Source organism: Bradyrhizobium sp. AZCC 2289 (genome assembly GCF_036924615.1).
Taxonomy (GTDB): domain Bacteria; phylum Pseudomonadota; class Alphaproteobacteria; order Rhizobiales; family Xanthobacteraceae; genus Bradyrhizobium.
The window spans coordinates 4,184,933-4,200,524 of sequence record NZ_JAZHRY010000001.1 but is presented as its reverse complement, the minus strand read 5'-3'; the positions used below and the strand labels follow the sequence as shown (position 1 = coordinate 4,200,524).

The following is a 15,592-nucleotide window of genomic DNA, read 5'->3' as shown; positions in this document are numbered from 1 at the left end:
GGTGATGCTGCGGGAATGTTCGGTTAGGCCCTCACGGGCCCAGTACGGTGCAATGATGCCGGATTATGAAAATTATGGCTATTCCGGGAGAATACTGGCGTAGTTCAGCTGTATTACTTTCATAGACCGTGGAGCGAGAGACAAACATGATCAGTAACTGGCGGGATCGCGCGGGCACCAAGTTCCACTGTCAGAAACAGCCGGCGTCCTCGAGCCGCGGCATGGTGGTCAGCAATCATCCGCTGGCCTCGGCAGCAGGCGCCGAAATGCTCGCCGCCGGCGGCAACGCCATCGATGCTGCGATCGCGACGTTGTTTACGCTGACCGTGGTTGAGCCGATGATGGTCGGCATCATCGGCGGCGGCATGGCGCATATCCGGCTTGCCGATGGCAGCCATCGCTTCATCGATGGCCAGAGCACCGTTCCATCAGCGGTTCGGCCCGACACCTACACGTCGAAGCCGGGCTCGGCGCACGACGTGTTCGATACGATCGGCGACGAAAATCTGAATGGCCCGAAAGCGGTCGCCGTGCCCGGCTCGCTGAAAGCCTGGTGCGAGACGCTGCACCGGTTCGGGACCATGAGTCTCGCCGACGTGATGCAGCCCGCGATCAAGCACGCCGCGCGCGGCTATGCCGCGACGCCCTATTTGCACGAATGCATCACCGACTGCGCCGACGAGATGCGCAAGGACAAGGCGATCTCGGCGATCTATCTCCCCGGCGGGATGCCGATCAAGCCCGGCGAGCGCGTGATGCAGTCGGAATATGCGGAAACGCTGACCTATATCGCACAACATGGCGAGGCGGCGCTGTATCAGGGGCCGCTCGGCGACATCCTGGTCGACTACATGAAGACCAATGGCGGTTTCATCGCCCGCGAGGATCTCACCAGCTACAAGACCGTCGAGCGTCAGCCGGTCCGGGCCGATTATCGCGGCTGGGTCATCCTGGGGCCGCCGCCACCCGCCGCATCCGGCGTGCACATCGCGCAGATGCTGAATATTCTGGAAGGCTACGATATCGCCGAACTCGGCTTCGGCACCGCGGAGACGATTCACTATCTCGCCGAGGTCCTGAAGATCGCCTTTGCCGACCGCGCCGCCGCCAGCGGCGATCCCGATTTCATCAACGTGCCGGTGGAGCGGCTGACCTCAAAAGCCTATGCCGACGAGCGCCGCGGCGCGATCGATTCAACCCGGGCGCAGAAATGGGGCGCCGGCGTGCAACAGCTCGAAGGCGCACACACCACGCACATGACGGCGGCGGATGCGTTTGGCAACGTGGTCGCGACCACGCAGACCATCAACAATCTGTTCGGCGCCAAGATCATGATTCCCGGTCTCGGCACCGTGCCGAACAATTACATGAACTTGTATGATCCCCGTCCCGGCCATGCGCTGTCGCTGGCGCCGGGCAAACGCGTCACCACCTCGATGTCGCCGATGATGGCGCTGCGCGACGGCAAGCTCGCTTACGCGCTCGGCCTGCCCGGCGGAAAACGGATTTTCCCGAGCGCGCTGCAGGCGCTGGTCAATCTGATCGACCACGGCATGAGCCTGCAGGAAGCGGTCGAGGCACCGCGGGTCTGGACCGAGGGCAATGCGCTCGAGGTCGAACTGGCGGTGCCGGACAATGTTCGATCCCAACTCGCGTCGATGGGCCACAAGGTGCTGGCGGTGCCGACGGTCGCCGGCGGCATGAACGCGATCCAGTTTCACGACGACGGCCTAATGTCGGGCGCGGCCTGCTGGCGCGCGGATGGTACGCCGATCGGCATGGCCGGCGGGCTCGCGCGCGCGGGCGTGCGGTTCGGGCTGGCGTGAGGAGCGATGCGCGGCAGGATTAACGGACGTCATACCCGCGAAAGCGGGTATCCAGTACGCCGCGCCTTCTCGGCTATTTCACAGGTCTCTGGGATACTGGATCATCCGCTTTCGCGGATGATGACCACTAGTGATCTACTTCCTCACGCAGATCACGCGGACCACCGACGCTTTTGCATCCGACGATCCGCCCGATGCATTGACGCCATTGGCTTTGAGGAAATCGCGCACGGTGTCGGCCGGCACCAGCGTCGCCTGGGCAGGCGTGGCATTCGCCGGACCCGCAACCAGCACCGGCTTCAACAGGGCGATGCCGGCGAACTTGCCGTCGGCATCGACCGCCGCCGCGCCGGAAAAGCCGAGCGCCGGTGGCGGCGACAGCGCCACGTCGCTGCCGCCGCCGATCTGGGCCACCGTCGCCTTGACGCTGCTGACGGCCGCGCCGCCACCCTGGTTCTGCGGATCCGATATGCCGGTGAGGTCGAGCGCCGTCTTCGACGCGCCGCCCGTGAGGTTGAGCGGCTTCAGCCCGCGCGCGCCGTAGATGCGCAGCAAAGCGAGATCATGGTCCTTGTCCTCGGCGATCCGGTCGGCGTTGCCGTAGCCGCCGATCGTGACCGCCAAGCATTCGTCGGTGACCTGACGGTCGGTCACGATCGCGCCGTCGTCGCTGACCACGATTCCGGTACCGTATTCCACCGTCTTGCGCGGCGGGGGCCCTGCGACCTGCGCGCCGGTCGGGAACGCGTTGAAGGCGCTCGACATCGCGATCACGACAGGCTCGACGGTATTTTCCGTGGCCTGATCGTAGAGGATGGTGAGGATGCGGACCTCGTCACCCCTGAAGGTCCCGCGCAGATAGAATTTTTTCAGGCCCTGCAGGCCGGACAGCACGAAGAAGTCCGGCTTGACCACGGTGTAGTCGATGTTGCGCCCCGGCTCCTTCTTTTCCCGCTCGGCCAGTTTTGCGGTGGTGGGGTTGGCTTCCTTGCGCCGCGCCAGTTGAATCTGGATCGTTCCAGTGGACGAGGTCCATTTGGCGCCGTTGGCGTCGCTGGTCTGCTGTGGCGTCAGTTTTGAGGGAATGCCGAGCCGCATGCCGGTCCCGGGATCGGTGACGATCTTCCAGCCGACACTGTCTTGCCGCCGTTTGGCGGTGTCGGCGAGGATGCCCCGCTCCTGCGGATTGAGCACGCCGGTCGGCTTGCCGCCGCGGGCTTTCTGGAATTCCTTGATGGCGGCGACCATGCGCTCGCTGACATCGCCGGTGATGGCGCCATTATACTGGCCGACCCAGGCGAGATCCGACTGCAGCGCCAGGCGTTCCGCCTGCGCCATCGCATTCGCCGTCTCCTCCGGCTTTTGCATCGCGGGGCGGATCGGCACCGTCGTCACCACCTTCGGCTTGGCGCCCGCCGTGGTGGGCGCCGTCAGCTGCGCCTGCGCGGAGGCCCCCGGGACGACAAAAATGTTGGCCACGACCATCAATGTTGCTGAAAGCACGGATCTCATGACAAATCCCGGAAGCCATTGACGTGCCGACAATTAAGCACATCTGCTTGGTCGGCAACAACCGCGCCCCGGTTCAGGGAACGGGACGGTCCTCCCTCATCCTGAGGAGCCGCGAAGCGGCGTCACGAAGGATGGGCCAGGGGCTTCATGGTTCTCCTGGCGATGCGAAAGCATCGTCCGGAGACGCGCGAAGACGCGCTCCTCACCATGAGGATCGGATAATTGCGATGCGGCGGAAGGAAGTAATGCGACGATGCTGAGAGCCGACGAACTCGAACGCTACGCCCGCCATATCGTGTTGCGCGAGGTCGGCGGCCCCGGCCAGACCGCGCTGAAGGAAGCGCCCGTGCTGGTGATCGGCGCCGGCGGATTGGGCGCCCCGGCGCTGATGTATCTCGCCGCTGCCGGCGTCGGTACGCTCGGTGTGGTCGATGACGACATCGTCTCATTGTCCAATTTGCAGCGCCAGATCATCCACACCACCCCGGACATCGGACGGCGCAAGGTCGACAGCGCGGCCCTGCAGATCCATGCGCTCAATCCGCACGTGAATTTCGAGGCGCACGCGGTGAGGCTCGATGCGCGCAACGTGATGTCGCTGATCGGCGGCTACGACCTGGTGCTCGACGGCTCCGACAATTTCGAGACGCGCTATCTGGTTTCCGATGCCTGTTTCCTCGCCGGCAAGCCGCTGATCACGGCGGCGCTCGGCCAGTTCGACGGCTCGCTGACCACGATCCGCGCCCATGAGCGAAATGCCGAAGGCGAGTTCAATCCGACCTATCGCTGCCTGTTCCCCGAACCGCCGCCGCCGGGCACGGTACCGGCCTGCGCCGAGGCCGGCGTGATGGGCGCGCTGGCAGGCATGCTGGGATCGATGATGGCGCTGGAGGCGATCCGCGAAATCGTCGGTTTCGGCGAAGGCCTGGTCGGGCGATTGCTGATGGTCGACGCCCGCGCGATGCGGTTCGAGACCCTGCGCTATGCGCGCGATCCGCAAAATCCGCTCAACGGCGATGCGCCGACGATTACCGATTTGAGTTCGTATCGGTAGCCGTGAGGCGTTCCCCGGATGCTGCGCAGCGCCATCAGCGCGTTCACGCGCGTCTTCGACGCGCTATGTCTTGCGGCGTGATGCGCTGCTGATCCGGGGTCCATCCGTATCAACTCGCGCGTGGGTCCCGGCTCTGCGGCGCAGCGTGAAGAACGCTGCACCGCGTCCGGGACACGTAAACACCGATCGAAGGCTCACAGCATGCTGGGCAGCACGCGATCCGGCGGCTTGTGATTGTCGAGGAAGGTGCGGATATTGATGATCACCTTCTCGCCCATCTCGACGCGGCCTTCGATCGTGGCCGAGCCCATATGCGGCAGCAGCACCACCTTGCCGGCACGCGCCAGCCGCACCAGTTTCGGACTGACCGCGGGCTCGTTCTCGTAGACGTCGAGCGCGGCGCCGCCGATCTCGCCGGCTTCGATCAGCTTGATCAATGTGTCTTCGTCGATCACTTCGCCGCGCGCGGTGTTGACGATATAGGCCTCTTTCCGGATCAGTTTCAGCCGCCGTGCCGACAATAGATGGAATGTCGCCGGCGTGTGCGGGCAGTTCACCGAGATGATGTCCATCCGCGCCAGCATCTGGTCGAGGCTTTCCCAATAGGTCGCGCCGAGTTCTTCGGCGATGCGCGGCGCGACCGGACGGCGGTTGTGATAGTGGATTTGCAGCCCGAACACGTGCGCCCGCCGCGCCACCGCCTGGCCGATCCGGCCCATGCCGACGATGCCGAGGCGCTTGCCGCCGATGCGATGGCCGAGCATCCAGGTCGGCGACCAGCCCGGCCAGTTCTTGCCCTCGGTCAGGATCGTAGCGCCCTCGATCAGCCGTCGCGGCACCGCAAGAATCAGCGCCATGGTCATGTCGGCGGTGTCTTCGGTCAACACCTTCGGCGTGTTGGTCACGGTGATGCCGCGCGCATGCGCTGCGGTAACGTCGATATTGTCGACGCCGTTGCCGAAATTGGCGATCATCTTGATCTTGCAGTCGGGCGCTTTGAGAATCTCTTCGGTGATCTCGTCGGTGACGGTCGGCACCAGCACGTCGGCGGTGCAAACCGCTTGCGCGATCTGCTCCGGCGTCATCGGCGTATCGTCGAGATTGAGCCTGGCGTCGAACAGCTCGCGCATCCGGGTCTCGATCGAGTCCGGCAGCTTGCGGGTGACGACGACGAGAGGCTTTTTCTTAACCGACATGTTCTGCTCTCATGAAGCTCCGGCGTGCCAGGCTTTAGCTCGTCAAAGGCCGCGCCGTTCAGACCTCATTAACCCGGTTGTTCGACACTGCGATTGTCGCGCGTCCAGGTCTCTACGTGGGTGGCTTCCTCGGTCGTTTTCTCGGTCGTCGTCTTGGCGTTTTCTTGGGTTCCAGGAAAAACTTCGAGACAGGGTTCGAGAGAAAGTTCGGGGAAAAATTCGGCCGTTCTGGGTCTCAACCGTTCCGCTCTCTCTAGCAGAAGGCCGGGCCAAGACAAGAACCCCCGGGGATGGGATGCCGGGGTGCGACCGGGACGGACGCAGGGGTCTGGGGTTTTAGGCGTTGGCAGGCGGGTTCAACCCGAAGAATACGGGTTGAGGGTTTCTCGGCAGGAGACGGGTTGATGGCGTTGGGGCGTTTCTGTTTGGTCGCGGTGCTGGCGGGGTGCTGGCTTGGCGCGTCCGTCAGCACGGGATTTTCGGCCAAGGATTCGGCCGTCACCACCAGCGGCCTGCCGGTGCCGCGTTACGTCAGCCTCAAATCCGATCATGTGAATGTCAGGGCCGGCCCGACCAAGGACAATGACGTCGCCTGGGTCTACACCCGCTCGGGCCTTCCGGTCGAAATCACCGCCGAGTTCGAAAACTGGCGCCGGGTGCGCGATTCCGAAGGCGCCGAAGGCTGGGTCTATCATTCGTTGCTGTCGGGCCGCCGCACCGCAGTCGTCACCATGAAGACCAAGGACGAACTCGCGCCACTCTACGCTCGTGCCGATCCGGGCAGCGCGGTTGCCGCGCGCCTGCAGGCCGGCGTCGTGGCCCAGGTCAAGAAATGCGCGGCCGGCTGGTGCCGCGTCACCGGCGATGGCTTTGACGGCTGGATCGAGCAGCAGCGGCTGTGGGGCGTTTACGCCGATGAGAAGGTGGAGTGAGTATGCTGTCGTCCCGGCCCATATGCGCAATTGCGCATCAGGCGCCGGGACCCATACCGCGTGATTCATCGATGAGGCGCGACAGCGGACGCCTTCGCTAAACAACAAACATTTGTGGTTATGGGTCCCGGCGTTCGCCGGGGCGACGAGGCTCAGCGCTTCCTGCGCAGCCGCACGACCATGTCGACGCGGGCGATCTCGTAGCCATCAGGCACTTCCGGCATCTTCGACAGCACAAGATGCGGATCCGGAATGTCGACCAGCTCGTGATTGTTCTCGAGATAGAAGTGGTGATGCGCGGTGACGTTGGTGTCGAAATAGGTCTTGGTGCCGTCGACGCTGACCTGACGCAGCAGGCCGGCATCGGTGAGCTGGTTGAGGGTGTTGTAGACGGTGGCGAGCGACACCGGAACCTTGGCCAGGGTTGCTTCCTCGTAGAGCATTTCCGCGGTCAGATGCCGCGCGCCCTTGCCGAACAGCAGCCAGCCCAGCGCCATGCGCTGACGGGTCGGCCGCAGGCCGGCGGCCTGCAGCATTTCGTTGACGTCGTGCCAGGGACAGCCGGTCAGCGCCGGCTGATGTGCGGCACTGCGGGTTGCCGGATCGACGGCGTCATCGCTCAAAACCGTGATTTGGTTGGTCATATCTACTTTGGGTACCGCACGCGCTAATTTGGGCAACATTCTTGCCGAATATAGAAAGGAAGCCAGTTAGATGCAAGTTTTTCGCAACTAGAACCGGCCCAAGGGTTAAGGAGGAACCCGGTGGGACGCGGCGATTTACCCCGTTCCGGTGCTTTGCCGGCTGCGGAGGCCTATGTTACAGAGCGCGCGGACCACATATGCGATTTCGGCAGAGGCGATTGCCGATAGCACCCTAAGTAGCGCCAATTTGCGGGAAGCGGTCTTCCCGTGGGAAACAGGTCCGGTTCGCTCGAAAGCGCTCCATCGGGACATCTAGAGAGGCTGAAGACGATGCTGAATCGGCGCGGCGGTTATGAATATGAGGATTTGCTGGCGTGCGGCCGCGGCGAGCTGTTCGGCCCCGGCAACGCCCAGTTGCCGCTGCCGCCGATGCTGATGTTCGATCGCATCAGCGAAATTTCCGAGAGCGGCGGGGAATACGGCAAGGGCATCGTTCGGGCTGAACTCGACGTGAACCCGGATCTCTGGTTCTTCGGCTGCCATTTCAAGAACGATCCGGTCATGCCGGGGTGCCTCGGCCTCGACGCGCTCTGGCAGATGGTCGGCTTTTATCTCGGCTGGACCGGCGGCGAGGGACGCGGCCGTGCGCTAGGCCTCGGCGAGTTGAAGCTCGCCGGTCAGGTGCTGCCGAGCGTCCGCAAGATTGTGTACAACATCGATATCAAGCGCGTGATGCGCCTAAAGCTCTGGTTAGGCATCGCCGACGGCTGGCTTTCGGCCGATGGCGAGATTATCTATCGCGCGAAGGATCTGAGGGTCGGGCTGTTCAAGCAGGGCACCGACCCGGCTTGAGCAAGACCATCACGCTAGAACACACACACGCTAAAACATAACGGCAGGGCGAGGCGATCATGAGGCGGGTTGTCATCACGGGGATGGGTATTGTCTCGTCCATCGGAAATAACACCCAGGAAGTGCTGGCGAGCCTTCACGAGGCGAAGTCAGGGATTACCCGCGCGGAAAAATACGCCGAGCTCGGCTTCCGTTCGCAGGTGCAGGGCGCGCCGACGCTCAATCCGGCTGACGTGATCGACCGGCGCGCGATGCGGTTCCTCGGCGAGGGCGCGGCGTGGAATCACATCGCGATGGAGCAGGCGATCCAGGATTCCGGCCTGGAGCCTGCGGAAGTTTCCAACGTCCGCACCGGCATCATCATGGGCTCGGGCGGACCATCCGCGCGGACCATCGTCGAAGCCGCCGACGTCACACGCACCAAGGGACCGAAGCGGGTCGGACCGTTCGCGGTGCCGAAGGCGATGTCGTCGACGGCATCCGCCACGCTCGCCACCTGGTTCAAGATCAAGGGCGTGAACTATTCGATCTCGTCGGCCTGCGCGACCTCGAACCATTGCATCGGCAATGCCTATGAGACGATCCAGATCGGCAAGCAGGACGTCATCTTCGCCGGCGGCTGCGAGGAGCTCGACTGGTCGCTGTCGGTGCTGTTCGACGCCATGGGCGCGATGTCCTCGAAATACAACGCGACGCCGGCAACCGCCTCGCGCCCCTACGACGTCAGCCGCGACGGCTTCGTGATCGCCGGCGGCGCAGGCGTGGTCGTGCTGGAAGAGCTCGAACATGCCAAGGCGCGCGGCGCGCGCATTTACGGCGAAGTGGTCGGCTACGGCGCGACCTCCGACGGTTACGACATGGTCGCGCCGTCGGGCGAAGGCGCCGAGCGCTGCATGCGCATGGCGATGGCCACCGTCGATACCAAGATCGATTACATCAATCCGCACGCGACCTCGACGCCCGCCGGCGATCCGCCGGAAATCGAGGCGATCCGGAAAGTGTTCGGGACCGGCGACAAATGTCCGCCGATATCGGCGACCAAGGCACTGACCGGCCATTCGCTCGGCGCCACCGGCGTGCAGGAAGCGATCTATTCGCTTTTGATGATGAACAACGGTTTCGTGTGCGAGAGCGCCAACATCAGCGAACTCGATCCGGTGTTTGCCGACATGCCGATCGTGCGCAAGCGCATCGACAATGCCAAGCTCGGCACCGTGCTGTCGAATTCCTTCGGCTTCGGCGGCACCAACGCCACGCTGGTGTTCAAGCGGATGGATGCGTGAGATCTTTTTGTCATGCCCCGCGAAAGCGGGGCATCCAGTACGCCGCGGCCCTCGTGTTCCATCACAAACGCCTCGTGATACTGGATCACCCGCTTTCGCGGGTGATGACGTCAGGGATGAGTGGAGCGCGGTAATATGCAGGACCTGATGAAGGGCAAACGCGGGCTGATCACGGGCGTCGCCAATGATCATTCGATCGCCTGGGGCATTGCCAAAGCGCTGCACGCGCAGGGCGCCGAGCTGGCGTTCACCTATCAGGGCGATGCGCTGGGCAAGCGCGTCAAGCCGCTGGCGCAATCGCTCGGCGTCGACACGGTATTGCCGTGCGATGTCGAAGACCTCGATAGCGTCGATGCCGTGTTCGCGGCGCTGCGCGAGAAATGGGGTCAGCTCGACTTTCTGGTCCACGCCATCGCCTTCGCCGACAAGAACGAGTTGAAGGGACGTTATGCCGACACCTCGCGCGAGAATTTTTCGCGCAGCATGCTGATTTCCTGTTTTTCGTTCACCGAGCTTGCGAAGCGCGCGGCCGAACTGATGCCCGAAACCGGCGGCGCGATGATCACGCTGACCTTTGGCGGCTCGACCCGCGTGATGCCGAACTACAACGTGATGGGCGTCGCGAAAGCCGCACTCGAGGCGTCCGTGCGCTATCTGGCCTCCGATTTCGGCTCGCGCGCGATCCGCATCAATGCGATTTCGGCGGGTCCGATCCGCACGCTGGCGGGCTCCGGCATCGGCGACGCGCGCGCAATGTTTGCTTTCCAGCAAAAACATTCGCCGCTCGGCCGTGGCGTGACGCTGGATGAACTCGGCGGCTCGGCGCTTTACTTGTTGTCCGAGTTGTCGGGCGGCGTTACCGGCGAGATCCACTACGTCGATTCCGGCTACAACGTCATCTCGATGCCGCGGCCGGAAGATTTGAAGGCGGAGTAGGAACGCTCGACGCGGCCGTAGGGTGGACAAAGCGAAGCGTGCCCACCGCAACGAGTAACAATCGATCGAGATGGTGGGCACGGCGCAAGGGCGCCTTTGCCCACCCTCATATGAGGCCTTTTGAGTCAAGCGTCGCGCCGGAGGCTCGGGTTTAATTTTTGGTGTTCGGCGTAGAGGCGGCGCGCGGAGCCATGCGTAGCGCAGCGTGCCGCCGCGGTCGAGGCGCTCAGGGACTGGCTTCCGGCGATTTATGCAGCAGCTCACTGCATCACCTCATATCCGGTCGGACCGCTTTGGCCCGTACCCACATTCCGCATACTTGCGGCGAGGAAGCCATGAGGATGAGACCCATCTACGAAACAGCCTGTTTTTGGCCCAAGGGTGGCACGGTCACCATCCATCCCGCGCTGACCGCGGCAGATGCCGCGACGCCGACGCGTTGGTTGAAAGTTTAGACCTCTGCCGTCTTGAGCATCGCTCCCTCGGGTACAAGGCCGGTTGTGAGATAGTGCCAGAGCGCCACGATCAGCTTGCGCGCCAAGGCCACGATGGCGACGCGCTTGATGCGCTTGCTGGCATTGAGTGTGCGTCGCCGATACTCCTGGGTGAGTTTGCTGTCCGGCTGATGTCGCAGCCACAGCCAGGCCATCTCGATCGCGGCGCAACGGGCGCGCGGGTTGCCCGCCTTGCTGATCCCTTGGTCGCGATCGATCCCGCCGCTCTGCCATGGACTGGGCGTTAGTCCGAAATAGCTCGCGACCTCACGCCGATTGCGAAAGTCCTTGTAGAACACCTCGTTGGTCAGCGTCGTTGTGAACGCCGGGCCGAGGCTTTTGAGCCGGAGCAAGAGTTCGCTGCGCTGTGCCATCTGAGCCGCCGCTGAGGTCAGATCCGCCGGAGCCTGCGCCAGCGCATCAAGCTGCTCGCGCACCAGCATCAGCCGCGCGTGTTCGCGCTTGATCTCGGCCATGATCTGCGGCGGTACCGCCTGGCCTTGCCAGTCCCGCTGCTTCACCAGCCAGGTCAGCCAGTCGTGTCGGCGCGGGTTCCCCACCGCCATGCCCAACAGCCGCAGCAGCGCCTTGATCCGGGTGGTGTGAGCCGTCTGTTCCTTGGTCAGCCGGCCGCGTTCGCGGCTGGCGCGGCGGGCGTCCTCCTGCTCGGGGGTCGGCACCCGCACGATCCGCACCACCCGCGGCTCGCCGCGCAGGTACGCCATCAGCGTGCGCAGCATCTTCTCGCCATCGATCCGGTCGGTCTTCACCCGCCGCGCCCGCTGATCCACTGCAATACTCGCAGGGTCGAACACGTGGTTCGTGATCCCCGCCGCCATCAGAAGCCGATGCAGCCAAAACCCGTCGTAGCCCGCCTCATAGCAACTCACCACCGCCGGGACCGCTCCCAGCGTTCGCGCTGCCCGCTCACGCATCCGCTCGATCAGCGTCAGCAAGCCGACATGATCGCCGCCCTCCAGCTTATGGTGGGATATCTTATCCTTGTCCGGGCAGTGCATCGTCACTAGCCAACTCCTCTGGCTCAGTTCGATCGCTACAAAAATCGTGCTAACATTGCTCTTGATGGGCGTGCTTACGTGGGATGCTTGCATCTGACGTCTCCGCGGGTTCGAGTGTGGAAACCCAAACCTAGCGGATGCACGCCCATCGCCACATGGAATCTACGGATCACCCCGCCGCGATCTTTTCCGCGCGCTGGAACGCGGGCCGCGCCATGCAGCGTGCGATATAGGCGTCGAACGACGGCCGCGCCGGGATCATCTTGAACAGCCGGACCGCGAAATTCAGCCCCGAGCCGATCACGATATCCGCAGCCGAAAAGTTTTCGCCGAGGATCCACGGTCCCTTCTGCAGCGCGTTGTCGAGCACGTCGATCACCCGCTGCGCGTCACCCCAGCCGGCCGCGACCGGGTTCATCTCGATCTTGGTCGCAAGCTGCACCATCGCGGGCTCGATGCAGCCGGGGCCGAAGAACAGCCAGTACAGATACTTTGCGCGCAGGGGATCGCCGAGTGGCGGCGCCAGTTTCGCTTCGGGATAGCGCTCGGCGACATAGGCGCAGATCGCTGCCGATTCCGCGAGCGTGGCGTCGCCGTCTTTCAGCGCCGGCACCTTCCCCATCGGATTGATTGCGAGATATTCGATCCTTTTCTGCGCGCCGGTGGAGATGTCGGTCAGCACGCGCTCATAGGGCTGTCCGGTCTCTTCCATCAGCCACAGCGAAGAGAACGAGCGGGAGCGGGGCGACCAGTAGAGCTGCATCATGGTGCGATTCCTTCTTTCTTCCATCGATAATATTTCATGGCAAATCCCGTCATCGGCTCGACCTGTTCCTTCTCGAACACAAAGCCTTCGCGCTCGTACCAGCGCCAGGCCTTTTCGTTTCCGCGCACACAGCGCAGCCAGATTTCATCGGGCAGATGTTTTCGCGTGAAGGCCAGCAATTGCCGCCCGAGATTTTGGCCCTGATATTCCGGCGCGACGAAGAGCTGGTCGAGATAGCGGTCGCCCAGGTGCAGGGCCAGCATCGCCGCCAGCGTCCCATTGTCGTCGGCGACGTAGAGGCTCCAGCCCTTCTCGATCTCCTGCGGCACGCGCGCCCGCAATTTCGCCAGCAGGAAATTGCTGGCATCTTCGAGCCCGGTCGAAACCCAGCTGTTCATCCAGACGCACGCGACCTCGTCATATTCGTCGGCGCGGGCGGGGCGGATGGTTGGCGTGGGCATTGTCATCTCTCATCCAAATCGCGGAAAGCTACTCTACCAACAGTCGTCATACCCGCGAAAGCGGGTATCCAGTACGCCGCGGCTTCTCGGTCGATCACTTCTGTCTCTGGAATACTGGATCATCCGCTTTCGCGGATGATGACAGTTGTGGGTGCCGATGCACTGCGCCCAAACAAAAAGGGCGGCCTTTCGGCCGCCCTCCGTTATTCTCACGCTAGCGAAACTTACTCGCCGGCGGCTTCACGGGGTGCCGAGGCTTCCGCGGCCTTCTGCTTGGCCTCGAGGTCCTCGCCGGTGGCCTGATCGACCACCTTCATCGACAGCCGCGTCTTGCCGCGATCGTCGAAGCCGAGCAGCTTGACCTTGACCTTGTCGCCTTCCTTGACGACGTCGGATGTCTTCTGCACGCGGCTGGACGCGAGCTGGCTGATGTGGACCAGGCCGTCCTTGGCGCCGAAGAAGTTCACGAAGGCGCCGAACTCCATCACCTTGACCACGGTGCCCTCGTAGATCTGGCCGATCTCCGGATCGGAGGCGATCGACTTGATCCACTTGATCGCGGCCTTCATCGCCTCACCGTCGTTGGAGGCGACCTTGACGGTGCCGTCGTCCTCGATGTTGACCTTGGCGCCGGTCTTCTCGACGATCTCGCGGATCACCTTGCCGCCGGTGCCGATCACTTCACGGATCTTGTCGGTGGCGATCTTGAAGGTCTCGATGCGCGGCGCGTATTCGCCGAGCTCGGCACGGGCATTGGTCAGCGCCTTCGACATTTCGCCGAGGATGTGGATACGCCCATCCTTGGCCTGGCCGAGGGCGACCTTCATGATCTCTTCGGTGATGCCCTCGATCTTGATGTCCATCTGCAGCGAGGTGATGCCCTGGTCGGTGCCGGCGACCTTGAAGTCCATGTCGCCGAGATGATCCTCGTCGCCGAGAATGTCGGACAGAACCGCAAAGCGCGAACCTTCCAGGATCAGGCCCATCGCGATGCCCGCGGTCGGCCGCTTCAGGGGAACGCCGGCATCCATCAGCGCCAGCGAAGCGCCGCAGACCGAAGCCATCGACGACGATCCGTTCGACTCGGTGATCTCCGAGACCACGCGCACCGTGTAGGGGAATTCGTGGTGCGGCGGCAGAACGGGATGGATCGCGCGCCAGGCGAGCTTGCCGTGGCCGATTTCACGCCGCTTGGTGCCGCCGAGACGTCCGGTTTCACCGACCGAGTAGGGAGGGAAGTTGTAGTGCAGCAGGAACGTCTCTTTGTAGGTTCCCGACAGCGCGTCGATATACTGCTCGTCCTCACCGGTGCCGAGGGTGGTCACGACCATCGCCTGGGTTTCACCGCGGGTGAACAGCGCCGAACCGTGGGCACGGGGCAGCACGCCGACTTCGGCGACGATGTTGCGCACCGTCTTGGAATCGCGGCCGTCGATGCGCTTGCCGGTATCGAGGATGTTCCAGCGGACGATCTTGGCTTCCAGTTCCTTGAACACGCCGGCGATGCGCAGCTTGTCGTATTTCGGCTCCTGCCCTTCCGGGAAGTAGTGTGCCATCACCTTTTCCTTGGCCTTGCCGACCGCGGCGTAGCGGTCCTGCTTGACCGGGATCGCGTAGGCGGCGCGCAGGTCCTGCTCGATCAGGCCGAGAATTTCCTTCTCCAGCGCGCTTTCGTCGACGATCTTGACTTCGCGCGGCTCCTTGGCGGCCTTCTCGGCCAGTTCGATGATCGCCTTGATCACCGGCTGGAAGTGGCGGTGGCCGAACATCACGGCGCCGAGCATGATGTCTTCGTTGAGTTCCTTGGCTTCCGATTCCACCATCAGCACGGCGTCGGCGGTGCCGGCGACGACCAGATCAAGCTGGGTCTCGAGCATTTCGTCGAGCGTCGGGTTGAGCACATATTCGTCGTTGGCGAAGCCGACGCGGGCAGCGCCGATCGGGCCCTTGAAGGGGGCGCCGGAAATCGTCAGCGCCGCGGAAGCGGCGACCAATGCGACGATATCGGGATCGTTTTCCATGTCGTGCGACAGCACGGTGACGATCACCTGGGTTTCGTTGCGCCAGCCGTCGACGAACAGCGGACGGATCGGGCGGTCGATCAGGCGGGAGACCAGCGTCTCCTTTTCGGTCGGACGTCCCTCGCGCTTGAAATAGCCGCCCGGAATGCGGCCCGCGGCGTAGGTCTTTTCCTGATAGTCGACGGTCAGCGGCAGGAAGTCGACGCCTTCGCGCGGATTTTTCGCGGCGACGACGGTGGCGAGCACGATGGTCTCGCCATAGGTTGCCAGAACCGCGCCGTCGGCCTGACGGGCGATCTTTCCGGTTTCGAGCTTGAGGGGACGGCCACCCCAGTCGATCTCGACTGAATGAGAGTTAAACATTGTGGTCTTCTTTCATGGGTTCGCGAAAGAACGAACGCCTGAAGCACAAAGACCATGCGCAAGATTGCGGGACGCTGATCGCAATACGAGATCAGCATCCGGCGATCCTGCCATGGTCTTTATATTTCGGATGGCGGCCATCCTCTCGGTCGTACGGGCACCTTGCCCGTTATGCCCAGCGGCCGGATTGCTGCTGGACGTCTATGTTTGAGCGCGATCTTTTCGGAAAACCG

The 15,592-nt window shown here is 63.3% G+C and carries 13 protein-coding genes; 6 read left to right on the top strand and 7 right to left on the bottom strand.

Annotation, left to right across the window (positions count from 1 at the left end; translation table 11 throughout):
* The first annotated feature begins 146 nt into the window (after positions 1 to 146).
* Positions 147 to 1,826 carry a gamma-glutamyltransferase gene (gene ggt / locus V1289_RS19960; RefSeq protein ID WP_334398476.1) on the top strand — a complete coding sequence of 560 codons (1,680 nt, stop codon included), beginning with the start codon at positions 147 to 149 and terminating at the stop codon, positions 1,824 to 1,826.
* A gap of 135 nt (positions 1,827 to 1,961) precedes the next feature.
* Here the strand turns inward: ggt and V1289_RS19955 are convergent, their stop codons facing one another.
* Positions 1,962 to 3,338 (bottom strand): serine protease, encoded by a 1,377-nt coding sequence (locus tag V1289_RS19955; protein ID WP_334398475.1) that lies wholly within the window; start codon positions 3,336 to 3,338, stop codon positions 1,962 to 1,964.
* Between the two features lie 253 nt (positions 3,339 to 3,591).
* On the opposite strand from V1289_RS19955, the gene V1289_RS19950 reads away from it, so the two are divergent.
* On the top strand, positions 3,592 to 4,392 hold the full coding sequence (locus V1289_RS19950; RefSeq protein ID WP_334398474.1) for a HesA/MoeB/ThiF family protein: 801 nt from the start codon (positions 3,592 to 3,594) through the stop codon (positions 4,390 to 4,392).
* A gap of 194 nt (positions 4,393 to 4,586) precedes the next feature.
* On the opposite strand, the gene V1289_RS19945 is transcribed toward V1289_RS19950, so the two are convergent.
* Entirely contained in the window at positions 4,587 to 5,588 is a 1,002-nt protein-coding gene (locus tag V1289_RS19945) for a 2-hydroxyacid dehydrogenase (protein WP_334398473.1), read from the bottom strand.
* A 404-nt stretch (positions 5,589 to 5,992) separates the two neighbouring features.
* Here V1289_RS19945 and V1289_RS19940 point away from each other — a divergent pair, with 404 nt between their 5' ends.
* The gene (locus V1289_RS19940; protein ID WP_309180790.1) at positions 5,993 to 6,520 is read left to right on the top strand and encodes an SH3 domain-containing protein; all 528 of its coding nucleotides are present in this window, start codon (positions 5,993 to 5,995) and stop codon (positions 6,518 to 6,520) included.
* A 152-nt stretch (positions 6,521 to 6,672) separates the two neighbouring features.
* Here the strand turns inward: V1289_RS19940 and irrA are convergent, their stop codons facing one another.
* Positions 6,673 to 7,164, bottom strand: coding sequence for an iron response transcriptional regulator IrrA (gene irrA / locus V1289_RS19935; protein WP_334398472.1), 492 nt, complete (start codon positions 7,162 to 7,164; stop codon positions 6,673 to 6,675).
* 330 nt (positions 7,165 to 7,494) lie between these two features.
* On the opposite strand from irrA, the gene fabA reads away from it, so the two are divergent.
* The 3 genes from fabA (at position 7,495) to fabI (ending at position 10,235) form a co-directional block, all read left to right on the top strand.
* Positions 7,495 to 8,016 carry a 3-hydroxyacyl-[acyl-carrier-protein] dehydratase FabA gene (fabA, locus tag V1289_RS19930; protein WP_334398471.1) on the top strand — a complete coding sequence of 174 codons (522 nt, stop codon included), beginning with the start codon at positions 7,495 to 7,497 and terminating at the stop codon, positions 8,014 to 8,016.
* A 59-nt stretch (positions 8,017 to 8,075) separates the two neighbouring features.
* Complete coding sequence (gene fabB, locus V1289_RS19925; protein WP_334398470.1) at positions 8,076 to 9,299, top strand: beta-ketoacyl-ACP synthase I; 1,224 nt, start codon at positions 8,076 to 8,078, stop codon at positions 9,297 to 9,299.
* 135 nt (positions 9,300 to 9,434) lie between these two features.
* Entirely contained in the window at positions 9,435 to 10,235 is an 801-nt protein-coding gene (fabI, locus tag V1289_RS19920) for an enoyl-ACP reductase FabI (protein ID WP_334398469.1), read from the top strand.
* Positions 10,236 to 10,686: 451 nt separating this feature from the next.
* Here fabI and V1289_RS19915 read toward each other — a convergent pair whose 3' ends face one another.
* The 4 genes from V1289_RS19915 to pnp form a co-directional block, all read right to left on the bottom strand.
* Positions 10,687 to 11,841, bottom strand: a complete 1,155-nt coding sequence (locus tag V1289_RS19915) for an IS110 family transposase (protein WP_334398367.1) — start codon at positions 11,839 to 11,841, stop codon at positions 10,687 to 10,689.
* Between the two features lie 76 nt (positions 11,842 to 11,917).
* Positions 11,918 to 12,514: a glutathione S-transferase family protein gene (locus V1289_RS19910; RefSeq protein ID WP_334398468.1), complete on the bottom strand. Its 597-nt coding sequence runs from the start codon at positions 12,512 to 12,514 to the stop codon at positions 11,918 to 11,920.
* Positions 12,511 to 12,975 carry a GNAT family N-acetyltransferase gene (locus tag V1289_RS19905; RefSeq protein WP_334398466.1) on the bottom strand — a complete coding sequence of 155 codons (465 nt, stop codon included), beginning with the start codon at positions 12,973 to 12,975 and terminating at the stop codon, positions 12,511 to 12,513. Before V1289_RS19905 ends, V1289_RS19910 begins: the two co-directional genes overlap by 4 nt.
* Before the next feature lie 224 nt (positions 12,976 to 13,199).
* Positions 13,200 to 15,359, bottom strand: coding sequence for a polyribonucleotide nucleotidyltransferase (pnp, locus tag V1289_RS19900; RefSeq protein ID WP_074272226.1), 2,160 nt, complete (start codon positions 15,357 to 15,359; stop codon positions 13,200 to 13,202).
* Between the last annotated feature and the right edge of the window lie 233 nt (positions 15,360 to 15,592).